Source organism: Anaerobacillus sp. 1_MG-2023, assembly GCF_030547345.1.
Classification (GTDB): domain Bacteria; phylum Bacillota; class Bacilli; order Bacillales; family Guptibacillaceae; genus Guptibacillus; species Guptibacillus hwajinpoensis_B.
On sequence record NZ_JAUORD010000009.1, the window covers coordinates 18,029 to 42,834 of the forward strand.

20 protein-coding genes are annotated in these 24,806 nt (G+C 38.2%); 3 read left to right on the forward strand and 17 right to left on the reverse strand.

The features are described from left to right. Nucleotides 1–151: 151 nt before the first annotated feature. The 6 genes from secA to Q4550_RS15090 form a co-directional block, all read right to left on the reverse strand. Nucleotides 152–2,665 carry a preprotein translocase subunit SecA gene (secA, locus tag Q4550_RS15065; RefSeq protein WP_303534055.1) on the reverse strand — a complete coding sequence of 838 codons (2,514 nt, stop codon included), beginning with the start codon at nucleotides 2,663–2,665 and terminating at the stop codon, nucleotides 152–154. A 218-nt stretch (nucleotides 2,666–2,883) separates the two neighbouring features. Beyond that, nucleotides 2,884–3,447: a ribosome hibernation-promoting factor, HPF/YfiA family gene (gene hpf, locus Q4550_RS15070; protein WP_194218748.1), complete on the reverse strand. Its 564-nt coding sequence runs from the start codon at nucleotides 3,445–3,447 to the stop codon at nucleotides 2,884–2,886. A 278-nt stretch (nucleotides 3,448–3,725) separates the two neighbouring features. Further along, entirely contained in the window at nucleotides 3,726–3,926 is a 201-nt protein-coding gene (locus tag Q4550_RS15075; protein ID WP_194218747.1) for a cold shock domain-containing protein, read from the reverse strand. Nucleotides 3,927–4,066: 140 nt separating this feature from the next. Continuing rightward, nucleotides 4,067–4,789 carry a ComFC family protein gene (locus Q4550_RS15080; RefSeq protein ID WP_303534057.1) on the reverse strand — a complete coding sequence of 241 codons (723 nt, stop codon included), beginning with the start codon at nucleotides 4,787–4,789 and terminating at the stop codon, nucleotides 4,067–4,069. Next, the gene (locus tag Q4550_RS15085; RefSeq protein ID WP_303534059.1) at nucleotides 4,777–6,267 is read right to left on the reverse strand and encodes an ATP-dependent helicase ComFA; all 1,491 of its coding nucleotides are present in this window, start codon (nucleotides 6,265–6,267) and stop codon (nucleotides 4,777–4,779) included. The genes Q4550_RS15080 and Q4550_RS15085 overlap by 13 nt, the downstream gene beginning before the upstream one ends. Nucleotides 6,268–6,295: 28 nt before the next feature. Continuing rightward, the gene (locus Q4550_RS15090; RefSeq protein WP_303534061.1) at nucleotides 6,296–7,144 is read right to left on the reverse strand and encodes a DegV family protein; all 849 of its coding nucleotides are present in this window, start codon (nucleotides 7,142–7,144) and stop codon (nucleotides 6,296–6,298) included. A 310-nt stretch (nucleotides 7,145–7,454) separates the two neighbouring features. Here Q4550_RS15090 and Q4550_RS15095 point away from each other — a divergent pair, with 310 nt between their 5' ends. After that, the gene (locus tag Q4550_RS15095) at nucleotides 7,455–8,381 is read left to right on the forward strand and encodes a C40 family peptidase (RefSeq protein ID WP_303534063.1); all 927 of its coding nucleotides are present in this window, start codon (nucleotides 7,455–7,457) and stop codon (nucleotides 8,379–8,381) included. A gap of 109 nt (nucleotides 8,382–8,490) precedes the next feature. Here the strand turns inward: Q4550_RS15095 and Q4550_RS15100 are convergent, their stop codons facing one another. Further along, nucleotides 8,491–9,195 (reverse strand): response regulator, encoded by a 705-nt coding sequence (locus Q4550_RS15100; RefSeq protein ID WP_159785070.1) that lies wholly within the window; start codon nucleotides 9,193–9,195, stop codon nucleotides 8,491–8,493. A gap of 3 nt (nucleotides 9,196–9,198) precedes the next feature. Then, on the reverse strand, nucleotides 9,199–10,350 hold the full coding sequence (locus Q4550_RS15105) for a sensor histidine kinase (protein ID WP_303534067.1): 1,152 nt from the start codon (nucleotides 10,348–10,350) through the stop codon (nucleotides 9,199–9,201). A 270-nt stretch (nucleotides 10,351–10,620) separates the two neighbouring features. On the opposite strand from Q4550_RS15105, the gene Q4550_RS15110 reads away from it, so the two are divergent. Together Q4550_RS15110 and Q4550_RS15115 are read left to right on the forward strand one after the other, a co-directional pair. After that, nucleotides 10,621–11,253, forward strand: a complete 633-nt coding sequence (locus tag Q4550_RS15110) for a YigZ family protein (RefSeq protein WP_303534069.1) — start codon at nucleotides 10,621–10,623, stop codon at nucleotides 11,251–11,253. 203 nt (nucleotides 11,254–11,456) lie between these two features. After that, nucleotides 11,457–12,536, forward strand: coding sequence for a glycosyltransferase family 4 protein (locus tag Q4550_RS15115; RefSeq protein WP_303534072.1), 1,080 nt, complete (start codon nucleotides 11,457–11,459; stop codon nucleotides 12,534–12,536). A gap of 31 nt (nucleotides 12,537–12,567) precedes the next feature. Here Q4550_RS15115 and Q4550_RS15120 read toward each other — a convergent pair whose 3' ends face one another. From Q4550_RS15120 to Q4550_RS15160, 9 genes are all read right to left on the reverse strand, one after another. After that, nucleotides 12,568–13,536, reverse strand: coding sequence for an LCP family glycopolymer transferase (locus Q4550_RS15120; protein ID WP_303534075.1), 969 nt, complete (start codon nucleotides 13,534–13,536; stop codon nucleotides 12,568–12,570). 40 nt (nucleotides 13,537–13,576) lie between these two features. After that, nucleotides 13,577–14,695, reverse strand: coding sequence for a glycosyltransferase family 4 protein (locus Q4550_RS15125; protein WP_303534076.1), 1,119 nt, complete (start codon nucleotides 14,693–14,695; stop codon nucleotides 13,577–13,579). After that, a complete protein-coding gene (locus tag Q4550_RS15130) occupies nucleotides 14,692–15,918 on the reverse strand; it encodes a glycosyltransferase family 4 protein (RefSeq protein WP_303534078.1) in 1,227 nt (408 codons plus the stop codon). Before Q4550_RS15130 ends, Q4550_RS15125 begins: the two co-directional genes overlap by 4 nt. 225 nt (nucleotides 15,919–16,143) lie before the next feature. Next, nucleotides 16,144–17,208 carry a glycosyltransferase family 4 protein gene (locus Q4550_RS15135; protein WP_303534079.1) on the reverse strand — a complete coding sequence of 355 codons (1,065 nt, stop codon included), beginning with the start codon at nucleotides 17,206–17,208 and terminating at the stop codon, nucleotides 16,144–16,146. Further along, on the reverse strand, nucleotides 17,205–18,893 hold the full coding sequence (locus tag Q4550_RS15140; RefSeq protein WP_303534080.1) for a methyltransferase domain-containing protein: 1,689 nt from the start codon (nucleotides 18,891–18,893) through the stop codon (nucleotides 17,205–17,207). The genes Q4550_RS15135 and Q4550_RS15140 overlap by 4 nt, the downstream gene beginning before the upstream one ends. A gap of 329 nt (nucleotides 18,894–19,222) precedes the next feature. Further along, nucleotides 19,223–19,924 carry a glycosyltransferase gene (locus Q4550_RS15145; RefSeq protein ID WP_303534081.1) on the reverse strand — a complete coding sequence of 234 codons (702 nt, stop codon included), beginning with the start codon at nucleotides 19,922–19,924 and terminating at the stop codon, nucleotides 19,223–19,225. A gap of 22 nt (nucleotides 19,925–19,946) precedes the next feature. Beyond that, nucleotides 19,947–22,073 (reverse strand): glycosyltransferase, encoded by a 2,127-nt coding sequence (locus Q4550_RS15150; RefSeq protein WP_303534084.1) that lies wholly within the window; start codon nucleotides 22,071–22,073, stop codon nucleotides 19,947–19,949. Between the two features lie 23 nt (nucleotides 22,074–22,096). Beyond that, nucleotides 22,097–23,467, reverse strand: a complete 1,371-nt coding sequence (locus Q4550_RS15155; protein ID WP_194218733.1) for a nucleotide sugar dehydrogenase — start codon at nucleotides 23,465–23,467, stop codon at nucleotides 22,097–22,099. Between the two features lie 12 nt (nucleotides 23,468–23,479). Next, entirely contained in the window at nucleotides 23,480–24,763 is a 1,284-nt protein-coding gene (locus Q4550_RS15160) for a nucleotide sugar dehydrogenase (protein WP_303534086.1), read from the reverse strand. Nucleotides 24,764–24,806 lie beyond the last annotated feature (43 nt).

Here is a 24,806-nt window from a genome sequence, read left to right on the forward strand (position 1 = left end):
CAAAAACTTTCACACCTTTGATGGTTAGTACTTCAAGCAGACTTTTAGGGACAGCAAACCCACCAATACTCGTTGACTAACCTACATTTGGAGGTGGGGGTACTGTCCCTAAAGTACGGGAATAGCAAATGCTTACGACACCTGCTCGATTTTATTCAGCTTTGCCGTGACAGTTTTTATATTTTTTACCGCTGCCGCAAGGACAAGGATCATTTCGTCCAATATCCTGCTTTTTCTTAACAGGTTTTGGCTTCGAGCTTGCTTCTTCTTTTGGATTAACGGCTTTGCCTTCCGCTACTTTTTCTCGCTTTAGATTACTTTCAATCTGAGCTTTCATAATATAAGTAGAGACTTCTTCTTCTATCTCTGTAACCATGTCTTCGAACATTTCAAATCCTTCAAATTGATACTCACGCAAAGGATCATTTTGTCCGTAAGCGCGCAAGTGAATTCCCTGACGTAGCTGATCCATTGCATCAATGTGATCCATCCATTTACGATCAACACTGCGCAGAAGAATAACTTTTTCGAATTCACGCATGCGTTCCGGTTCGAATGCAGCTTCTTTTTCATCGTAATTTATTTTCATTTTCTCAACAAGAAGTTCTACGATTTCTTCCTTATCAAGACCTTTGATATCTTTCACTGTTACCTGGCCTTCTTGAAGGAAGATACCTTTCGCGTGATCAATAATCGCTTGATGATCCCATTCTTCTTGAATATCCTCATCACCTGTATGAGCATCAACGATACGTGTAATAACAGAAGTGAGCATCGTTTCGACAATTTCACGTAAATTATCTGATTCAAGTACTTCTGCACGTTGAGCATAAATGATCTCGCGCTGTTGTCGCATCACATCATCATATTGAAGAAGCTGCTTACGAGCATCATAGTTATTACCCTCGACGCGTTTTTGTGCTGATTCCACTGCTCTGGAGACAAGCTTCGATTCAATCGGCTGATCCTCTTCCATCCCGAGACGGTTCATCATGTTCATCATATTATCCGAGCCAAACCTTCTCATTAGCTCATCTTCCATAGAAATATAGAACCTTGATTCACCTGGATCACCTTGACGTCCTGAACGTCCGCGAAGCTGGTTATCTATTCTTCTACTTTCATGACGTTCCGTACCTAAGATAAAGAGGCCTCCAAGATCAAGTACACCTGTGCCTAATTTAATATCTGTACCACGTCCAGCCATGTTTGTCGCGATCGTTACCGCACCTTTTTGACCAGCTGATTCAATAATTTCCGCTTCACGAGCATGGTTTTTGGCATTTAGTATATTGTGAGGAATTCCGCGTTTCTTTAGGAATTGCGAAATCAACTCAGATGTTTCTACCGCAACTGTACCAACGAGGATGGGTTGTCCATTCTTATGACGCTCTTCAATTTCTCTAGAAAGTGCCTGGAATTTACCGTTAGTGGATTTATAAACGAGATCAGGATAGTCCATACGAGCAATTGGCTTATTCGTAGGAATCGCAATAACATTCATATTGTAGATATTCCGGAATTCTTCTTCCTCGGTTTTCGCTGTACCTGTCATACCAGAAAGCTTTTCATACATTCTAAAATAGTTTTGGAATGTAATCGTAGCTAGCGTCATGCTTTCACGCTGGATAACAAGACCTTCCTTCGCTTCAATCGCTTGATGAAGTCCATCGCTATAGCGACGTCCAGCCATTAAACGTCCAGTAAATGAATCAACGATCACAACTTCCTCATCCTGAACAACATAGTCCATATCGAGTTGCATGATAAAATTGGCTTTCATTGCCTGATTAATATGGTGGTTTAGTTGAACATGTTTGTAATCATATAAATTCTCAATAGCGAAGAATTTTTCTGCTTTCGTAATCCCATCTTCCGTTAATTGGACGTTCTTTGTTTTGATATCAACGTTATAGTCGTCTTCTTCTTTTAGTGTTCTAACAAATTGGTTCGCTTGAATGTATAAAGTAGTTGACTTTTCAGCACTCCCAGAAATAATAAGGGGTGTTCTTGCTTCGTCAATTAACACTGAGTCAACTTCATCAATGATGGCATAATGAAGAGGGCGTTGAACCATTTCTTCTTTATATAAGACCATGTTGTCACGCAAATAATCGAAACCAAATTCATTGTTTGTTCCATACGTAATATCCGCAGCATAAGCTTCGGCTTTTTCTTCTTTTGACAGTCCGCTAATGTTTAGTCCAACTGTTAAACCGAGATAGTGGTAAAGCTCTCCCATTTCTTCAGCGTCACGCTTCGCCAAGTATTCGTTGACCGTAATAACGTGTACACCTTTGCCAGTTAAGGCATTAAGATAAACAGGCATTGTGGCACTAAGGGTTTTACCTTCACCTGTTTTCATTTCAGCAATATTTCCTTCATGAAGAGACGCCGCTCCCATAATTTGTACTGGAAATGGGCGCATACCAAGAACGCGTTCAGATGCTTCGCGAACGGTAGCGTACACTTCTGGTAACATTTTGTCTAAATCTTCACCTTTTTGAATCCGTTCTTTGTATTCTTCCGTTTTGTTACGGAGCTGATCATCAGATAACTTCTTCATTTCATCTGAAAAAGTCTCTACTTGATCTGCAATCTTCTGTAAGCGACTAACCTGACGTTCATTGCCATTGGGTATGATTTTTCGTAATAAACCTTTCATCAAAACGCTCCTCTTTTGTTGTCAGTAGAGTGCTATCATATATCTAACTAAACTAAGAATTTTTTATACTATGTAGTTATTTTAACAATTAGTTGCTAGAGGCACAAGAAAGTAAAAAACCATGCTACTAACAACTATATTAATGTAGATAAAAAAATAAACCTCAGCACATATTTAAAGGGCAGGGGTGATCACCCCTGCCCTTGTTCATTTATTCGTTAATCTTGCTCGATCAGTCCGTATTTCCCATCTTTACGACGATAGACAACGCCTGTGCTTCCTGTAACAGCGTTTGAGAAAACGAAAAAGCTGTGTCCAAGCATGTCCATCTGAAGAATCGCTTCTTCAACGTCCATCGGCTTGAATGTAAAACGCTTTGTTTTCACTACTTGTAGATCGTCATCCTCATCCATATCAGCTTCTGCAACACTTGTTGTTGTAGGGTTTAATTCATCGCGGAACATATATTTAACGCTACCTTCCTGACGGAATTTGCGATTAACTTTTGTTTTATGCTTGCGAATTTGTCGTTCAAGCTTCTCAACAACTAAATCAATTGCTGCATACATATCCTGATGCTCTTCTTCTGCTCGAAGTAGAAGGTTTGGCATAGGTATGGTTACTTCAATCATTTGTTGATCGTTATAGACCTTCATGTTTACATGAACATCAGTATTAGGTGGAGTATCGAAATACCTTTCAAGTTTACTTACCTTCTTCTCAGTATATTCTCTCATTGCAGGTGTAACTTTAATGTTTTCACCACGGATGTTGAAATTCATCATGTGGCACTCCTCCTTCCATGCTATAACTATATTATTCGTTATACCCCCTCTATTACCCTCTATAAACTTTAAAAAATCACAAATATTTTAAGCTTTTTTCACAAAACGCTCTAAATTCCGACAATTTTTAACAAATACATACATATAAGGGCGTACCCTCCTATTATATAACCCGATCAATAAGCTTAATTAAAAAACATCAGTATAAACTAAAATAGTTTTTAAAAATAAAAAGCCCCTATCTAATGATAGGAGCTTTAAGCGATTAATTTAATTTAAGAAACTTTTTCTACGTTAGCAGCCTGTGGTCCACGAGCTCCATCAACAATCTCAAATTCAACTGTTTGGCCTTCTTCAAGGGATTTGAATCCTTCCCCACTGATTGCTGAAAAATGAACGAATACGTCGTCGCCATCTTCTCTTTCAATAAAGCCAAATCCTTTTTCGTTGTTAAACCATTTTACTTTTCCCTGCATCTTGTTCAACATTCCCTTCAAAAATCTTCATGGCAGTGCCATATATTTATTATACGTTTATATTTACACACTGGCAAAGGGGTGTTTTTGTTGATATAACTCGAATGAAGGCGTTTTCTTAAATTTTTTTCGACAATACCTTATCCCCTACTTAATGTAAGGGAATAAACTTCAGATACACCTGCATTTCTTAGGGTGAGCGCTGCATAGTGAATAGTTGTTCCCGTGGTATATAGATCGTCTAATAGGAGTATCTTTTTTCCATTTAGTGAAGATCCTTCTGTTACGCGAAACATGTCTTCTGTACGATTCATTCTTTTTTCACGTGACAATTTACTTTGCTTTTCTTCGTTTTTGATCCGGATTAGTGGTGACTCTTGTTCAAAGGATGTCCCTTCAATCCAAACCTCACATTGATTAAAGCCTCTCTCATAGAGTCTTTCCTTACTAGTTGGCATTGGAATGACTTGATCGATAAAGGGATAAGATTTCTTTAACTCTTTTTGAATCAAATGTGAGAATGCTCTTCCTACTTCAACATCCCCTCTAAATTTATAAAGAGCAAGCGTGTTTTTCAAAAAAGCATTGTATTCATAAAACGACTTATTATGGATAAGAACTTTTCCCCATCCTTTTTCCTCCCACTTTCTACAATCAGAGCAGAACTGATTTTCTACAAATTTACTAGCAAGTTTATTTAGAGGCCGCCCACACTTCCGACATAAGTCTCCCTCAATTAGCACAAGCTGCTTTCGGCAAAGCTCACAACAATCCGGGTCACTTTTTATTCCGATTAACCAGCTCCAGGATACATTTTGACTGACATCTTCCCCACACATAGTACAACGATTTAATTGAGCCAACCTTTCTCCCTCGCTTCAACATTCATTTTCTTAATATGTTTTATAGCCTCTAACATGGCATTTGTTTTACCATAATGAAAAAAGCGAACATCTCCATCTGGGAATCTCTTACTTCTTCCAGCTCTTCCGGCAATTTGCACCAGGGCACTCTCTGTAAATACCTCATCCTCTGCTCCAAGCACGGCTACTGATATATTTTCAATCGTAATGCCTCTCTCGAGAATAGTGGAGGAGAGGAGAATAGGGATTTCTTTATTTCGAAAACGGAGGACTTTTTCGGCTCGATTTTCATCCTCAGAATGAACAGATTCACATCGAAAGTGATTTTTTTCAAATATATCTTTTGTTTGATTAATGATTTTTATAGATGGAAGAAATAAAAGGACGGGCTTTCGCTCAGATACTTGTTTCTTTATCCATTCAATTAATATAGGAGGAAGATGACCTTTATTTATTTTCTTTCTCCAATTGCCACTCCAATGACAAGTTGGAAAAGGCAGTGGGAAACCATGGTACCTTGAGGGAATCCGTACGATTTGGAGATTTTCTTTCTTCAAAATCAACGGCGAAGGGGTTGCTGTTAAATAAATGAGGGAGCTGCCTTGCTTTCTCGCTTTCTCAACGTTGTATTGAAGAGAAGAATCCACACTATATGGAAACGCATCTACTTCATCAATGATCATGACATCAAAGTAATTCTTAAAACGAATCATTTGATGCGTCGTAGAAACAACAAAATGAGAATGAGGATCGGAATGACCTGCATATAGGGGAGAAATCACAAGACTAGGGAAGACCTTTTGTAGGCGTGGAGCTAATTCTAGTACAACATCTGTACGTGGCGTAGCAATACATACAGACTTTTGATTGGTGAGGGCATGAGCTAATCCATTAAATAACACTTCTGTTTTACCACTACCACAAACAGCCCATACAAGGAGAGTAAGATTATGTTGAATAGCCCTGACAACAGCATTAGAAGCTTCCTTTTGACCATTCGACAATGTGCCAGACCACTCTAAAACAGCTTTATCTACATTTTTTGGTACCCAGTTGGATATGGAATATAGTGGAGAACAAAATGTTACCTTTCCCATTCTGATACACTTTCTACAATATTTACAGTTCTTACTATGGCAGCGCGAGCACGCGAAAAATGAAAATGACTCAGTACTTCCACACCTCATACAAGTTGCTTTTCCATCAATGCTTTGAATACCAGGTTCAAAATGAAGATAGCCATTTAAATAGTGTTCATGAAGTTCAAGAAATGAGTAAGGGACTTCATCGATTAATAAATGCCTTCCATATAAAAACTTCATAAGTTGAACATTCGGATGAAAATCGGGATTTTGCGGTTGATTGGGAATCGAGTTGTACATACCAATCGGAGCGAAATTGAGGGAGTAAGAAGGTTGATTGAGCAATTCAGGTAAAAATACTTGCTGGTTATTTAACACATAGGAAGCAAACCTCATGGATTTGCTTCCTTTTCGATTTTAACGATCATACACGATACCAGCCGAGTCCAAGAGAACCTTCACCGAGGTGTGTAGCAATAACTGGTCCGAAATAACTCAATATAATGCTTACGTTCGAGTATTTTCCTTCTAATTCAGCTTTCAAAAGCTCTGCTTCTTCTTTATTCGTTGCATAGATGACAGTTGCTTTAATGATATCTCCGCCTTTTGCAGCGTCATCAAATAGCGTCATCAGTTTATTTAATGCTTTTTTTCGAGTTCTAATTTTTTCATATGGAACAATTTTTTTATCTTCAAAAGTTAGTACAGGTTTTATTTGAAGAAGGTTTCCGACTACAAGCTGTGCAGCATTCAACCTACCACCTCGATGTAAATGGCTAAGATCATCCACAAGGAAATAGGCATTCGTCCCTTGACTTTTTATCTTATGAAGACGATTTAATATTTCTTTACTTTTAAAACCATCTTGCGCCATTTGTGCTGCTTCTAAAACATAAAAACCCTGCATCATGCAACTGATCTCTGAATCAAAAACATGAACGTCTGCGCCTTCAATCATTCCTCCAGCTGAATTAGCTGACTGATAGGTACCACTGATACCGCTGGAAAGAGTAATCGTAATAATTTCATCATGAGTACGAGCTAATGTTTCATATGCTTCGACAAAACTTCCTATAGAAGGCTGAGAAGTTTTAGGAAGCTCATCTTCTTTTTTTACTTTTTCAAAAAAATCCTCTGCCTGTATTTCTCTTTCTTCTAAATAGGATTCATTACCGAATATTACGCTAAGCGGAACCATCGTCACTTCGTATTCATCTAACATTGATTCAGGTATATAAGCCGTACTATCTGTTACAATAGCAACTGTCTTCATATTAACGCCTCTCTTCAATCTATTAAGTACTTCATACGATTTACGTTAAAAACCAGTCAAGTTAATGATAGAGCATTTTAGGCTTTGTGCCAACAAAAGCTTATAATATTTTTCACATAATTTGTCAACCATTTCTCCCCATATTTTTTAATGTAAATGTCGTAAAATGAAACTTTTAGTAAATTAGGCAGGTATTCTGTTACATAATTGTAATGTTATATTCATCCTCCTGTTATCTCAATCATGTAAACTAGCAATCGTGATAGAGAAAATAAAAGGTTTTAACTTATAAATCAGGGGGAATTATAATATGTTTAAGAAAGTCGTGATCACTACTACACTCGCAGGTACTCTTTTATTAGCACCAAACGTAAGTGAAGCAGCACTAGGCGACCGTACCCTATACAATGGCATGAGCAACTCTGACGTAACTCAACTACAAAATGAACTCGATAATAAAGGCTATTTTGATTACCATAAAGCAACTGGATATTTCGGAAATATTACTGAAGATGGCGTTCGCGACTTCCAACGTAGCGCAGGCATTAGCGTAGACGGTGTTGTAGGGCCACAAACAGTTAACGCACTAAAAGGTTCAACTTCATCTAAATCAAGCAGCTCTTCTAATACATACAGCAGCACACTTCGTCACGGTGATCGTGGACAAAGTGTAACAAATCTACAAAGTCAGCTTAAATCAAAAGGCTACTACAACTATTCCGTTGACGGCATTTATGGATCCATTACACAACAAGCAGTACGTAACTTCCAAAGTGCAAATGGTCTTAGCGTAGATGGTATTGCAGGATCAAACACATTTGCAGCACTTAATGGTTCTTCTGTAAGCTCATCTTCTTCATCTCAGGTAAAGAGTGCATCAACATCTAACTCTTCTGTCGTATCTATTGCTAAGCAATACATCGGTGTACCATATGTTTGGGCTGGAACTACACCATCTGGTTTTGACTGCAGCGGCTACCTACAATACGTATTCAACAAAGCTGGTAAATCCATCCCACGTACTGTAGCTAGCATCTGGAACGCAACAGACAAAGTTTCTTCACCTTCTGTTGGAGATCTTGTATTCTTTGAAACTTATAAATCTGGCCCATCTCACGCTGGTATTTATATCGGTAACGGTCAGTTCATTCACTCTTCTTCTTCATACGGAGTAACAATCAGTGACATGGATAACTCTTACTGGTCTCCACGTTACCTTGGTGCAAAGCGCGCATAATGGTACAAAAAATAGCCTCCAAAATTGGAGGTTATTTTTTTGTCTTCATTTTGTTTTCTCTCTACCTTTACGTCTCATAACAAGTAGACCCAAAGAAAAAAGGCGCGCCTCAGCGCACCTTAACCCATCCTTTTTTAATTGCTTCTACAACCGCTTGAGTACGGTCGTTTACATTCATTTTTTGCAAGATATTTGAAACGTGATTTTTTACCGTTTTTTCACTAATATAAAGATCTTCACCTATAGAGCGATTACTTTTTCCATCTGTTAGCAGTTGAAGTACTTCGCATTCTCGACGCGTCAAAATATGAAGTGGTTTACGATATTCAACTTCTTTGTAACCAATTTGAGTTGATGGTCTTTTACCTTCCGTAGCAAGACGACGATATTCATTCACAAGATTATGCGTTACTTTAGGATGAATATAAGCTCCACCAGATGCAACAACTTTAACAGCCTCAACAAGAGAGTTTGCATCCATTTCTTTCAATAGATACCCTGCTGCCCCTGTTTTCACTGCGTGCGTGACATATGTTTCGTCATCATGAATTGATAAAATAATGACTTTTGTCTCCGGTACTTGTTCAATAAGCTGTCTTGTTGCTTCTACGCCATTCACATGCGGCATATTAATATCCATTAAGACCACGTCAGGTTTATTTTCTTCGACAAGACGAAGTGCTTCATCCCCATCATCACCTTCAGCGATCACCTCAAAATCATCTTCCATGTCTAAAATCCGTTTAACTCCCTCGCGAAACAAGCGATGGTCATCTATTATTATAATTTTCGTTTTGGTTTTAGCTGCATACATTTCTTACACGCCCTCCTGTTCATGAATCGGGATTCTTATCAATATATATGTACCCTTGTTCGGCGTTGATTGAACCTGAATTGTTCCATTTAATAAACCGACACGCTCTTTCATTCCAATCAATCCAAAAGATTGATCTTTACGAACGTTCACATCAAAGCCAATTCCATTATCTTCAATGGTTACCACAATCTTATCACCATCAAGATTCAGGTCAACACTTATTTCAGTTGCATCAGCATGCTTTAGCGCATTTTGCACTGCTTCTTGTACAAGTCGAAAGATCGCTGCCTCAAGCCGAACGTGAAGTCGTTGAATCCCTTCAAAATAATCGAAATATATCGTTGCCTCTGAGCGATCATCCACTTTATTTAAATACTTTAATAATGTAGGCACTAGACCTAGATCATCCAAAGCCATTGGACGAAGATCATAAATAAGTCGCCTAACTTCTTTTAATGCATCCTCAATTAAGGATCTCATATCCTTTATTTCCTTGAATGCTTCATCTTTTCCCTTTTTCTCATAAATTCGTTCAATTAATTGTGACCTTAATAACACATTCGCAAGAACTTGGGCCGGACCATCATGAATTTCTCTTGAGAGACGCTTTCTCTCTTCTTCCTGTGCTTCAATAATTTTAAGACCATACTCTTGTTTTCTTCTAGCGTCTTCGATGACCTCACCGTAGAGTCTTAGTTCTCCTCCAAGATAACTAAGTACTGTTGAGATTTGACTCATAAAAGACTCGGCTTTATCCGACGTATTTTGAAGGGAAGAAATCCGCTGTTCTAGATCTGCGATCTGGTCTTTAAGGCGAGATTCCTTCTCCATACTAACAGATAGCTTAATTTGGGCGTCTGAAGCCTTCTCATAAGCGTTTCTAATCTCCGGCTCTCCATAGTCTTGAAAGTTCTTACTAATCTTTACAAGCTCAGCTCGAGCGATTCTGTCCATATGAAGCCTTTCTTGCCTGAGACCCTGAACGGTCTCTAATTCTTCTTTTAATAATTGAAGTTGATTATTGATCTGCTGACATTCGTCATGAGACAGCTCTCCAATTTCGAACAATTTTGATTTACTTGTGTTAATACTCTCCATTGTCCTGTCAAGAATGACATCTAATGAATTTGGATCAAGCTTTTGAAAATCCAAGCTAACCCCTCCATTCCTTCAAGGGACGGACACTAAGAAAAGATAGTCCAAAAGTACTTCTTTTACAAAATTCGTATCTGACCGTCTTTTTATGACTTGAGGATATATATTTGATGGATTAATTTAAGAAACTTATAATAAGAAAGACACTAACCGGACTTATTACTTTCCCTCATAAATCACAATCTTTAATTATGTACTATTCGATGGTAAGAAACAAATCCCTTTCATTCTAAAGAATGTTCAATGATTATCTTGGAGGTTAACCAAATGCTTACTTCATATTATACAGTCAAAGGTGATGGAAAAAACGAAATCACTATACAAAAATCACGATTTATTACACATGTAAAAAGAACCCCAACCGAAGAAGAAGCGCAAGAATTCATCCAATCGATCAAAAAAGAGCATGCAAGTGCTACGCACAATTGCTCAGCTTACTTAATTGGAGAACAAGATCTTATTCAAAAAGCTAACGACGATGGTGAACCATCGGGTACGGCAGGTGTGCCGATGCTTGAAGTGTTAAAAAAACGAAAGCTAAAAGATACTACGGTAGTTGTTACCCGCTACTTTGGTGGAATTAAACTAGGCGCAGGCGGTTTAATTCGCGCTTACGGTCAATCGGTTTCAGAAGGACTGAATGCGACTGGAATCGTTGAGCGAAGACTAATGGTAAAAATGACAACAGAAATTGATTATTCTTTATTAGGTAAAGTCGAAAATGAAATTCGTTCATCGAATTACTTATTAGATCAGATTGATTACATGGAGAATGTACAAGTTCAAACTCTTATCCAAAGCGGATTAGAAGAGCAGTTTACTGAATGGATAACGAATATTACAAGTGGACAGGCGAAAATCCTTTCAAATGGACAACTCTATAAAGAATATGATGTCTAAAAAGATTACTTATTAATTCTAAAGGGTATTGGTAATTAAATGTACCTCTATTATTCAACATGAAAGTCCATTATTCGGGAAAGATAGTAATACCATGAGTGATTTCGAAAGGATGCACGCTAAGAAACCTCTTGCAATACACACTTATTTTGATATGATATGAAAGGAATGAATTACTATTCCTCAGTTAGAGGGGGATTTTATTGTATTCGTTAACAGAGTATATCATAGCGTTTATCATCTCTATAACCGTCGCTATCATTGCTACACCAATTGTTAAATATGCATCACTTAAATTTAAAATAGCTGATAAACCAAATCAACGGAAAGTTCATAAAGGGCTTATGCCTTCAGCTGGCGGACTTGCTATTTTTGCAGGTACTGTCGCAGGCTTTTTATATCTTAGTCCTTATTCACCGTATATGCCAGAAATTATTATCGCTGGAACACTCATTATTGTTTTAGGCGTTTTTGATGATAAACTGGCTGTTTCACCGAAAGTTAAACTTGTTGGACAAATTATTGCAGCTATTATTGTTGCCTCATCGGGACTTCAGGTTGAATTCGTTTCACTTCCATTCGTAGGTAGAATTGAGTTCGGGTTTATGAGCTTTTTTATTACAGTATTGTGGATTGTTGGGGTAACGAATTCCATTAATTTAATCGACGGTCTAGATGGATTAGCTGCAGGTGTATCCACTATTGCTTTAGGTTCTATTCTAACAATGGCCATTCTTGACCATCAACTTGTAGTCATTGCACTAGCCGTGATTTTAATAGGTAGTACTCTTGGCTTCCTTATCTTCAACTTTCACCCTGCAAGCATCTTCATGGGAGATACCGGAGCTCTTTTTCTTGGGTTTGCCATCTCAGTAATGTCCATGCTAGGATTATTCAAAAGTGTGACGGTGTTTAGTTTGATCATTCCTGTCATCATTCTTGCAGTCCCCATTTTTGACACATTCTTTGCTATTATTAGACGGATATTAAGAAAGCAAAAAATCTCAACGCCTGATAAATTTCACATTCATCATTGTTTACTAGCTATTGGATTTTCTCACCAATCAACCGTGATCATTATTTACCTTCTCAGCTTTTTCTTTGGAATTACTGCCATTCTATTCTCAGCCTCTACGCTGTGGGGATCACTTTTCTTGCTTATCTTATTGCTTGTTGTGATTCAGTTTACGGCAGAACTCATTGGTTTAATTGGTAATCAGCGGAAACCTTTAATCAATACATTAAAAAAACTACTTGTTTTTACAAGTACAATGAAACGTTAAAAAGCATCCATAATCGGATGCTTTTTTTTATTTATTTAGTTGAATTTAAAGTGGCATTTAGTTGCTGACTGAGTGAAGCTACACTTTCTTCGTCTGGTTTAAAATAATACACGTTGTTAATTCTTTCATCCGAACCATCAATTGTAAGGCTTTCAATATCAGAGGACCTTACACCAGAATAAGCTTTTTGAAGAGCAAATAATTCAGTTGGCTTCAAGTTCGTTTCGATGTTATTTCCAATGTGCTGAGCAATATCGTCCAACTTTAGCAAACCTGATGCTGTAGAAACTTCGTCCATCGCAGCTTTTATTACTTGCTTCTGTCGATCACTTCGACCGAAATCACCGCGAGGATCATCCTTACGCATTCGTGCATAAGCTAGTGCCTCTGTTCCATCGAGGTTCATTGGGCCTTCTGTGAACGTTGCTCTCCCACCTGGTACATCCGTATGCGCAACGAAATCGAATGGGACGTCCACCGTTATACCGCCGATTTCATCGATCACATCTTTAAATCCTTCAAAGTTCACTTTCACATAATAATCAATTGGAATATTCAAGAAATTCTCTACAGTGTTAATCGTCATTTCTGTTCCACCATAAGCGTGAGCATGAGTAATTTTATCCTCAATCCCTTTACCAACAACCTCTACTCTCGAATCTCTAGGAATGCTTAGTAATTTAACTTTTTTTGAATCTGGATCAACTGTCGCTACCATTAGCGTATCAGTCCGCCCATTATCGCCACCCGTAGAATAATCCTCTATTCCCATGATTAATATCGAAATCGGATCCTTCGTTACTGCAACCTCCGCATCACGAAGGGCTGATTTTTCTCCGCGAGATAATCCCTGATAGGAGCCAGATGCTGCATCATAGGCATTATAGGCAAGATAAGCACCATAACCAATAAGGACAAGAACGATCAACAGTACAAACGTTAACAGTCTGCGAAATAAACTTTTCTTTCGCCTTCTTTTTATTCTTGATTGCTTTTTCATTAAAATTCCCCGCTTCTTTCAAGCTTCTCCAATTTCACCGCTATCTTGTAAATATAGCATGGTAAAATTCAAGCAGTTTTTTTTCCTCGCAAGACCAATTGTACGTGTTTTCAAAGGCTCTTCTGGCATTTTCACCGAGCTCTTTTGTTTTACTCGGGGAACTAAGAAGTTGATTGAGTTTCATAGCTATATCTTTAGGATCTTCAGGATTAATAACTAAGCCACCCTGACTATTCTCGATTACTTTCGCATAGTGCGAGAAATTTGATGCGATAATAGCATTACTAGCAGCCATATATTCAAATAACTTGTTAGGAAGGGCAACAAGATGGTTGGGGTATGGTAGATATGGAAGAACCCCAATGGCAGAACGTTCGACATATGCCGATATCTGTTCGTATGGTACCCTGCTGATGAACGTTACATTCAGATCAATACCCAGCTTATTAATAAGTTGATCTACTTCATCTTTAAATGCAGTCGATTCAAAACTACCAAGAAAGAGTAATTTCGCATCAGGAGCTTTTTTCACAACTTCTCCAAAACCTTCAAGCAGCTGCAATACGCCCCTAATTTTCGTGATTCCCCCCAAATAGATAAGTTGGTTTTTATTTTTTTCTTTAGAGGCTTCTGGAAACATTTGTTTGAGAGGATAATTTTCAATCTTACACCCATTATAGCGGCGATAACGACGACCAATTTCTTCTGTTGTATAAATCACACCGCTTATTTTCATTAATGCCAATTTTTCAATGCCTACATAGGCGTATTTCATAGGGACTTTCACTAAAGAAGGAATATATTCCCTCCCCATGATTGTATTCGGGTAATGCTCGTGCACATCATAAATAACAGGCTTTTTAAGAAACACCTCGATCATAACCCCTACAATCATAAGCTCAGGATCGTGAAAGTGATAAAGATCCGCCTTTGTCTTTTTCGCAAGTTTATACAAATGAAAAGTTGATTTAAGACGCTCCTTTACGCCTGAAGGACGCTTAAAGGTAATGAGAGGGATTTCTTCTGATTCAGCCACCTCAGGCTCTGGAGCAATTAACACAACGTCATAGCCTGCTCTTTTTAAGCTTTTGCATTGCTTATGATAAATACGTCCATCATAAGGAGAATGAATAGACGTGATGACACACACTTTTTTCATTGCGACCAACCTTTTACATTGTCCTGAGTAGATTCCAATAAGTGAGCCAGGTTCTTGGATAGCTCCTGACGATTATATTTTAACAACATTTTATTTCGTACATCTTTCTCTAATAACTCCATAATTTTCGGATTAGAAGTAGCTTCTAACACAACGTTCGCAAGCGACTCAGCATTTTCTGGTTCAAAAAAGAGGCCAGCATTTAAACTTTTGACAATTTCTTTTGACTCTCCACCAATCCCTAATAGGATCGGTTTATTCATAGCCAGACAATCAAATAATTTTGAAGGAATAGTGATTTCAAACAGCGGATGGTTCTTTAAAATAACAAGACATAAGTCAGCAGCCGCATAAAATCCATTCAATTCCTGTTTAGCTCGGCTGTCGAGGATCAGAACATTCTGGAGATCTTTATCCTTTTGATACTGTTGTAAGCGTTCTTTCTCAGCCCCTTCACCAATAAGAACAAAGGTAATCGAAGAGACATCTTTCAGAACATTTGCCGCTTCAAGTACAGTTCTCAAGCCTTGAGCAATGCCCATGTTACCCGCATATAAAATAATGAACTTATTCTCCAAACCGTGCTCAGCACGAATCCTCACTCCCTCTTCAGGTACTAGGACTCCTGTCTCAGTTGGATTAACACCGTTAGTAATCACATCGATTTTATTTTCAGGGATACCCTTTTCAATAAGATATTGTTTGTACCCATGCGTAACTACAACAATATGATCAGCTTGCTTAAAAAGAAACCATTCTAATTTCCGAGCCAGCGTTAATAATTTTTTATTATTAATTTGATTTAAAACTTCTGCAAAATCCACCCATAAATCTCGAACTTCAATCACGAATTTGGCACGTTTCAGTTTACTTATTACATAACCGGAAAGCCCAACAAAAAGTTGAGGGGTAGTAGCAAAGACGACGTCAGGTTTTTTAGCAAATAATCCGGCTATGATAGAGGTTGTCATAAATGAAAAGTAATTCAGCATTCTTCTGAGCTTGCTCTTTTTTGTATCTTGTACGACAAAAGTACGAATAACATTTAAACCAAGATGCTTGCTCGATTGAAATATTTTTTTGGAAGAAACATGATTAGGAAATGATGTAACTACTGTTACATCGCAGCCTTCTTCTACCAAATTCATTGACATATCATAGGCGCGCGCCTGAGCTGCACCTATCTCGGGCGGGAAATGTTGAGATATATATAAAATCTTCATAATGAATCCTTTCCCTCTTCACCAGAATACGACATAAAAACACTTCTTTCATTATACTTCGTTATGATTCGAAAGAAAAGTTGATTGAGGAATGGATCAGAAGTGTAAACAAAAATTTACACTCAGTTCATAATTTCTATTGTTAAATTGTGCCATCCACTATTGTTGCTAACAACAATAGCCATTTACGAGTAGAACAGGACGACATACAAAAAGCCCGGTATTTTACCAGACTTTTTGAACAGTAGATAATGTTTGAAGTAACTCAAAGTATTGGGTGACGACTTGATTAATTGAATAGTGTTTTTGTACCTTTTGAATTCCCTTTTGAATTTGCTCATTACGTTCCTTTGCATTATCAAGGAGACTATCCACAATAGACTCACACGCTACCAAATCGTGTAATTCATATGTTAGGCGCCCTAAATCCCCCAGATATATTTCAGGAATAGCTCCAACCCTCGGTGCTACTGCAGGGCATCCACAAGCCATCGCTTCAATCAAACTCATCCCAAACGATTCTCCTTTGGAAGTGCTCACTGTACAACCACCGCTTTTAGCCACCATTGCATACAGCTTTGGCATTTCACTATACTCCATCCGGTCTATCCAATGAATACTGAGCTCTCGCTTTTTTGCTTCCTGAAAAAGGTGCTTAGTTGCTTTTGACGAAGCAGTCTCTCCACCGACAATCCAAAAAACGCAGTCATCTCTCTTCTGAGAAATTCGTGCTGAGAGGTCCAAAAAACCTTGCCAATTTTTATGATCATTGAGTTTTCCAACCCAACAAATGATCTTTTTATTTGTAATCGGTTCTACTTCTTTTGGGGAAAACAATGTCGTATCTAGACAGTTTGGAATGACATATGTTCGCTCTTCAGGTGCAGCATAATCTTCTACAATTCTGTTTTTACTATAATTCGAAGGCACAATATACCCCTGGAAATGGCGTTGATCCTCTTCTACTAAATAATTTAGCTTATAAGATATACCATGTACTTCTTGAATAATAGGGGTCTTGCAATGTACTTCTATTAAGTAGTCCGTTATTTCCTTCGTGTCAATTGCAATAACTAAATCGAAATCATGTTCTTTTATATACTGATAGATGGTCAAAGGTTCTGACATAACATGGATTTTCTCGTAATCTCCAAAGGCCGTCTGTCCCCCATGATCGGATAGAAAGATAAAGTGGGGATCACTAATCGATTTTAGAAACCCAAGTCTATTCGCAAGTTGTGTGGTCACTCCACCTAGTAATAAATAGCGATAAATATAGAGGATTTTCAACGATCGTTCCTCCCCTCTAAGTGTAAGACAGCTTCCTCTAACAAGACACTGACTTTCTCTCCACTACCATAAGAAATAAATTCTTGATCTTCTAGTGGAGCACTCCATTCTTTAATATGAAATATAGGAATGCCTAAGCTTTCCATCTTTACAAGCGCGGAGGTTGACGCCGAATATCGAAATGGAAGGATGCCACCTGTCCATCTTCCGACTCTTTTCATTAAATCAACATCGTTTGCATACTCTCTGATCGTAAGTCTTTTCGAGTTGATAGGCTTTGAATCTGGTAGATTGTATCCAATTAACTCTATCCCTAGACCTTTGTTTTCCACGAGCAAATCTTTCATTGCTTGATAATCAATGCAGTCTTTTCCAAGATCACCAACAAAACCGATTACAATACGAGAAGATTCATTAGTTAATGTGTTCACTACAGAATTTTCTTCCCTTAATTTAATGGGATGCATGCGTCCCATTGACACTAGAAAGTGACTTGGATCAAGACTATTCATCAGAAATAAGTGAGCATCACGATCTACTATCTTTTCTGGTAAATAGAAAATACTCCATTTCTTCCACTGCAATCGCCCTATTCTTTTAGATATTTGGAGATCAGAATGAGTGATATACATTTCTGGCTCTTCAAATAAATGGAGGCTTCTCCAGAATTCAGAAGTCGAGATTTGTAAGAACCTCGATCCATCAAGGTGAATGGGAGTTATCACTTCGTTTTCCTCTTCATAGACGTAAACGACATTTTTGCCCCTATTCCTCAGTGTATCCACTAACTGATGTGCAAGCGTAAGACTATTTTTTCTATATACTTCGGAATCCCAATAGACAATCGTCATTTTTCCTAACGTTGAAAAATGAGCTAATTGCTCCTCAGGTCTCATTTTGTTAGGTTTCACTATCGTTTCTTCCGGCTCTTGAAGAAGGGTTTTTTTCTCATCACTCGTTAACTGGATTTGATTAATTCGCGTTTCGTGCTTTTTCTTGATAATAGGGAGCTTCATGAGAAGTTTATTCTTTTCTTCAAGCCTAACTACTTCCTCATTTCTTTTCGTTTCTAGCTCTTTTTGTAACAAGGCAGCACGCTTAGCTTTCTTTTTCACTATGACTTTTCTTATTTCTTCAAGAAAAGCTCTCCCTGCCTCCCTATAATCTGTAGGGGGATTTACAACGTTTCGTCCAACCCAACTCACGTAGTGTTCATCAATGCGCATATCAATTTCTTCAAAGTTATGAAATAGTGTTTCCCACTCATTTCTTAATTCTTCTGCATGTTCTAATGTTTCAGTTACAATTATTTTCCCATTCGGTTTAAGTAATCTCTGGACTTCATTATTCTGCGATGACATAACTTCGATTAACGTGTCTTCCGTAATAATGGCATCGAAGTAATTCATAGGAAAAGGAATCTCTCTCTTCAAATCCCCCGACCAAAAGGTACTTACACAATCCTTACTTAGTGGATGAGTAAGAACTACAGAGTCTTCACTAGCGAAAATATTTACAACATCTAGCTGAGGATCTTGATTAATGATCGAAAGAATACCTGGTTTTTGACTAATGTGAAGTATATGTTGCCCTGAAGCTCTAGACCCACACCACCTTAGTCTGGAGCGTTGAGATTCAGGAATGGTAAATGACTCATTTTGTAAATGTGTTAATTGATTTTTCAACATACCATTCTCCTGATTCTACTGCCAAAGCAGCTGATTAATTGAATACCATTTATTTGAATTATATATGATTCCACATGATCAAAAAAGGATTAAATGGTAAATTTCGAATGTTTTACATCTTTCCTTAAAGCTACTGTTAAAAAATGAGGTGGCATTCTTTATTATGAAATCAATCGCATGAAGGCTTCTTGCTTCTATATACAAATAAGGTTCCACTTATTTTAAGGCCTCTATTTTCTAAGTCCCTTTCATTTAGCGCATAAAACGCCATGAACTATTAGTAAAAAAAGCCGTCGGTACAACCCGACAGCTTTTCATATAAACGTTTATCCCCAGAAATTACGGAGAATTTGATTTTTTTCATTCTCATCTTCAACTAATCCATCGATGTAGCGATTTTCAAATGATGTAGACATGTTATTCGAGTGAATAACTTGCACATAGTTTCTAGGCTCTAACAATTCATGTTTCAGGCTGTGCACCGATAAATGCCCTTTTACAGGGTGGCGCTTGCCTTCTAAATATTCAGCAACATTATAAATAAGTGTATAAAAAGGTGGTGATTTGATTTTGGCAGTTGCTACTTTATCTGAATACTCGTCATAAAAATAGCCATACTGGTTGATAAGTGCTTCAGTACCTTCAACTGGCTGATGATCTTTCAGAAAATCAAAATAACCTTTGTGGTACATATCATCAGAATCAATGCGGGCGAAGTACACTTCATCATAGTCCTGAATTTCACGTTCTAAAGTTTTGTTATAGGCATTCTTAGGCACGAATCTAATATTATCTGGAAGTGGATCGTGCTGTTTAAGAGCGTTCATCACATGCTCTTCTGAACGCTGATCATACTGAAGAATTGTAGTGAAATCCTGGTTCGTTTGGGCTTTAAGACTTTTGCATGTGTATTTCATGAAAATCCCCATACGATGGTCAATCCATTCCTTTGTTAAACGACTCTCATTCACATCTGTTAAAGCCCAGTTATTAAATGCGATTGGCACTAGAATTTTTCGTTTCATCATCATCACTCTCCCAAATCCAATTCTATTTATTAGCTGCTACATTTTGGACAATCATTTCAGCCATTTGCTGTGCTCCATTCTCCTTCACAAGTGAAAGAGCACTTTTCCTCATATTTCGATTGTTCTCTTCATCAAGAGCTTCTCGAATCGCTTTTTCAAAATCAGTAGCGCCCGGATCTCTTAAGACGATTGCAGCCCCTGCGTCTCCAGCAATCATGGCTCTTGCCACCTGATCATCTGTTTTTGTATTCTCATTGGGAATTAAGATCGATGGCACTCCAAAATACATGACTTCGTGGAATGTGTTATATCCAGTAGCTGTAACGATGAGATCAAAAGCATTGAAGTAAATGGAATTCGGATAGTCTCTTAGTGTCAGAACACGATCCATTTTCAAATCCATTCGATTACCAATAATGGATTCCCCAATTACGACAAAAACATCATCTCTCTTTAGTAGTTCATTAAGAAGAATGGAAATCGTTGAATGAATATCATTGATCTTACCTGCTCCAAGCTGAACATACACCATTTTCATACCTTCTGGGATATTCCATTGTCGACGAACATTCTCACGATCCTTTAGCTCTTCTCGATCAAGATATAACACAGGCTCACAGTACGTTTTCATTCCTTCTTTTCGCATACTGTTTTCCCCACCAGCTTCACCAGGAACATAAACCTCATCGAATTCTGCTTCTTTCGATTCCACTAACTCTGCTTTACCTTCTTTATGCTGTCCTCGCTTTACCCAGATCTTTCTCAACCCGTCTTTTTTACGCATTGAGGCAACAAGACCTGCATAAGGAAACGCACCATCAAAAACAATCGTTTCTGGCTGGTGAATACTAATAACCGTTTCTAGATGGTCACGTAGCATCGCATTCCACTGCTTTGCGCTCATTTCTTTAGGAAAGAGCATTTTGGATGGTAAATGGTAACCTAGAAACCCTTCTTGCAATATCAAATGCATGGCTGAACTCGTCGTATGAAAAATAATTTTCTTAGAGGGGTCAATACGCTTTACTCGTCTTGCAATAGCCAGTAATCTCGTGAGATGTCCAAGACCCGCCCCGTTAGTTGGTACAAAGAGAATAGCATTTCCGTCATCGATCGGTTCAATTTCAAATGATCCCGAACCATTCTTAATTCGACCTAATTTACCATTTTTTGCGTCCCTATAAATTTGAACAAGTCGCTTCGGTAGTCGAATTGCGCGACCGAATGATTTTGTTGATCCCATGACAGCATCACCAATTAAATATCTAGCCGATGCATTTGAATCCAAGTGGTTTACGATGTGCTGAGCACGGTTGTATTTTCTAGTGATCTGAGTAATTTGTTTTTCTTTCTTTTTCGAATCATTTTTAAGAACCTTAAGCTGTTCACTAAGCTCACGAATTTGAAACTGTTGCTGAATCATTTGATCAAGATTCTGATTTGCTACCGCTTTTGCTATCTCATCATTTTCTTGATTGTCACTCTTTTCTTTTACCACACGATGACTTTGATTCAACTTTTGAAGTGCTTTCTCCAGTTTCAAAATCGAAGCTAGTAGGCCACTTGTAACCTCTTGCTTGATTCGTTCTTCAGGGAGTACAGTACGGGGTTCTCCAAGGAAAAAGAAATAACCATCTTCAAACCCCATAGAAGTTGCTATAAAGAATTGGTTTAAGCAAAGAACAACTTCTGAAATATCCTCTGTAATTTCTTCATTCATTGGTAATTTGACTGCAATCATACCATTGATGTCTTCGGAAACTAAACCATGTAACGTTCCAAGAAATGCTTCTTCAAAGAACCTTTTTGTAAAGCTTCCTTCTAAAAGCACCATGTCTGTTTGGTATGAGCTTAGCTCTTCTGAATGATAGTAATTCGCTTTTTGAATTATGATATTTTCCTGAAGCTCTCGTGGCAGTGATTGATATGACTCACTCTTTCGTTGCAGCTCCTCATCAAAACGAACAAGCTCCTTCACACGTTGATCAAGTCTTGCTAGTTCTAATGAAGCTTGTGTTTCCCCATTACCAGAAAGAATAAGAAGGGAATTTGCTTTTCTTCCGCTAGCGATCATTTTGTTGTTTAAGCAACCCTCATTAATAGAAACCTCGATATTTTCTGTATAAAATGGGCTAACATCAAATTTCATGTAGAATTCTCCTTTTACTTCAATTACTTAGGATTCACACTTGAGTTTTCTTCAACATTCGTCGGTAGATCAAAGTTCTGCTGTCCACCTAGTAGCGTCACTTTACCTTTCGAATCTTTGTAGTTCTTTGTTACATTCCGTGTGTCATAAATTAGCTTAGAACGATCAATGACATAATCATAATCTACTGTTGTGTGATCAGTCGCGATGACAACTAGATCAGCGTCATCAAGGTTTTGGTCGTTCAGCTCAACGGAATATACAACTTCTTCTCCATTCTTAAAGCTTGAAACAAACGGATCATGATAATAAACGTGTGCTCCCTTATCTTCAAGAAGGCGATAAATTTCAAGTGCTGGAGATTCACGTAGGTCATCGATGTTTTTCTTATATGCCATACCTAGAATAAAGATTTTAGATCCTTTAATGGACTTCTCATTATCATTTAAAATATCTGCGGCCTGATTAAGCGCATAGCGTGGCATGTTTCCATTCACATCACTTGCAAGTTCAATGAAACGGTTATAGAAGTTAAACATTTTTGCTTTCCACGAAAGATAAGCTGGATCAAGCGGAATACAGTGCCCACCAATTCCTGGACCAGGATAGAAAGGCATATAGCCAAATGGCTTCGTAGCTGCTGCATCAATAACTTCCCAAGCATTGATTCCCATTCGATCACACATCATCGTTAGCTCGTTCACAAGACCGATATTAACGCTACGGAAAGTGTTTTCAAGGAGCTTAACCATTTCAGCAACGCTTGTTGAACTAACAGGAACGATGTTTTCTAAGAACGAGCTATAAAGAGAGACTCCAAGTTCAAGACATGGCTTTGTTGCACCACCGAGCACTTTAGGTGTGTTCTTTGTATTAAACTGCTGGTTACCTGGATCGACACGCTCAGGTGAGAAACAAAGGAAGAAATCTTCACCCGCACGGAAAGAAGTCTTTTCTTCAATAACAGCTTTAATCAATTCATCTGTTGTTCCTGGATAAGTTGTACTTTCAAGAACAACTAGCGTTCCTTCTGTCATAAATTCAACCAATTTTTCAACAACAGCATTGATGTAAGAAACGTCTGGCTCTTTTGTTTTAGCAAGAGGTGTTGGGACACAAATACTAACAGCATCCAATTTAGAGATAACTGAAAAATCATCTCCTGGGAAGAAGTTCTTACCAATAATGGCCTCTACTTGGTTATCAGAAATGTCCATTACATAACTCTTCCCGTTATTTAGAATGTCCATTTTTTCTTTAGATACATCGATTCCATATACTTCAAAACCCTTTTGTGCCATTTCAACCGCAAGGGGGAGTCCTACATAGCCAAGTCCAATAACTCCTACACGTGCATTACCTGTTTCAAACTTCGTTAACAATGCTTCCTTCATCTCATTCATCCTTTATAAATGTAATAAATTCGTGTTGATTTGGGATTCCCCTACTTTTTCATAACGGAAGCCAGCACTCTCTGCCTGCTTTTTATTTATTAAATTCTTCGTATCATAAAGTAACGTATGACGCATCAAAGGAGCTAGAGATTTAAGATCTAACGCCTTATATTCATTATGATCAGTTAAAATAATGAGACAATCTGAATGGCGTACAGTTTCTTCTACTGTATTAAATTGGTTTTTGATCCGCTTATCGACTACGTATGGATCATGAACTGCACACTCAATTTCCATATCTTCAAGTTCCTGCAATATAGTCAGTGATGGACTTTCACGCGCATCACCAATATTTCCTTTATAAGCAAGTCCAAGTAAAGATACTTTTGGGTTTGCAACTCCTTCAGTTCGCTCTTTAATTTGGTTAGCAATCCTTTTCGGAACATTATCATTGATTGCTCGCGCTGTTTGAATCAATTTAGCATCTTCTGGACTTGCTTCAACTAGGAACCAGGGATCAACCGCGATGCAGTGCCCCCCAACTCCAGGGCCAGGTGAGTGTACATTAACCCGCGGATGGCAGTTAGCCAGCTCGACAGCTTTCCAAATATCGCATCCTACCTGTTCTGCAATACGCGCCAATTCGTTAGCTAACGCAATATTCACGTCCCGATACGTATTCTCCATTAATTTTACCATTTCTGCCGTAGTTGCATCAGTCTGGTGAATCATTCCTTTTACAAAGATTTTGTAAATTCTCTCTGTCATGATACTCGAGTCAGCATTTACGCCGCCTACTATTCGATTATTATGAACAAGCTCATCCAGTAATTTACCCGGCAATACCCGCTCTGGAGAATAAGCAACATACAAATCTTTTCCGACTTTTAAGCCCGATGACTCTAGAATAGGTGACAGCACCTTCAGCGTCGTGCCAGGAGGGCTTGTTGATTCAAGAATGACCAGGTTCCCTTCCTTTAGTAAAGGCTGAATCATTTTAGCCGCCGATCGCACATAGTTTAAGTTCGCCGTTTTATCAGGATTAACTGGCGTTGGTACAGCAATAATAAAACCATCTGCTGACACCGGTTCTGTTCCAAAAGTTAAATGGCCTGAATCAATTGCTTCAACCAGCATCTCACCTAGACCAGGCTCTTCAATGTGAAGCGTCTTATTTTTTAACGTTTCGATCACGTGCTCATTAATATCCACGCCATGCACTTGAACGCCGTGCCTTGCAAACATGACAGCAGTCGGTAACCCGATGTATCCAAGGCCCATTACGACAAGTTTCATAATTACAACTCCTCACTCACAGTAACTTCAGAAATTAAGATCT

Bases quoted from the DNA above. Each gene is read 5' to 3' on its own strand.
- secA (WP_303534055.1), bottom strand. From the start codon at position 2,665: ATGAAAGGTTTATTACGAAAAATCATACCCAATGGCAATGAACGTCAG.
- hpf (WP_194218748.1), bottom strand. From the start codon at position 3,447: ATGAATTTCAACATCCGTGGTGAAAACATTAAAGTTACACCTGCAATG.
- Q4550_RS15075 (WP_194218747.1), bottom strand. From the start codon at position 3,926: ATGCAGGGAAAAGTAAAATGGTTTAACAACGAAAAAGGATTTGGCTTT.
- Q4550_RS15085 (WP_303534059.1), bottom strand. From the start codon at position 6,267: ATGAGGTTTGCTTCCTATGTGTTAAATAACCAGCAAGTATTTTTACCT.
- Q4550_RS15090 (WP_303534061.1), bottom strand. From the start codon at position 7,144: ATGAAGACAGTTGCTATTGTAACAGATAGTACGGCTTATATACCTGAA.
- Q4550_RS15095 (WP_303534063.1), top strand. From the start codon at position 7,455: ATGTTTAAGAAAGTCGTGATCACTACTACACTCGCAGGTACTCTTTTA.
- Q4550_RS15100 (WP_159785070.1), bottom strand. From the start codon at position 9,195: ATGTATGCAGCTAAAACCAAAACGAAAATTATAATAATAGATGACCAT.
- Q4550_RS15110 (WP_303534069.1), top strand. From the start codon at position 10,621: ATGCTTACTTCATATTATACAGTCAAAGGTGATGGAAAAAACGAAATC.
- Q4550_RS15120 (WP_303534075.1), bottom strand. From the start codon at position 13,536: ATGAAAAAGCAATCAAGAATAAAAAGAAGGCGAAAGAAAAGTTTATTT.
- Q4550_RS15125 (WP_303534076.1), bottom strand. From the start codon at position 14,695: ATGAAAAAAGTGTGTGTCATCACGTCTATTCATTCTCCTTATGATGGA.
- Q4550_RS15130 (WP_303534078.1), bottom strand. From the start codon at position 15,918: ATGAAGATTTTATATATATCTCAACATTTCCCGCCCGAGATAGGTGCA.
- Q4550_RS15145 (WP_303534081.1), bottom strand. From the start codon at position 19,924: ATGATGAAACGAAAAATTCTAGTGCCAATCGCATTTAATAACTGGGCT.
- Q4550_RS15150 (WP_303534084.1), bottom strand. From the start codon at position 22,073: ATGAAATTTGATGTTAGCCCATTTTATACAGAAAATATCGAGGTTTCT.
- Q4550_RS15155 (WP_194218733.1), bottom strand. From the start codon at position 23,467: ATGAAGGAAGCATTGTTAACGAAGTTTGAAACAGGTAATGCACGTGTA.
- Q4550_RS15160 (WP_303534086.1), bottom strand. From the start codon at position 24,763: ATGAAACTTGTCGTAATGGGCCTTGGATACATCGGGTTACCGACTGCT.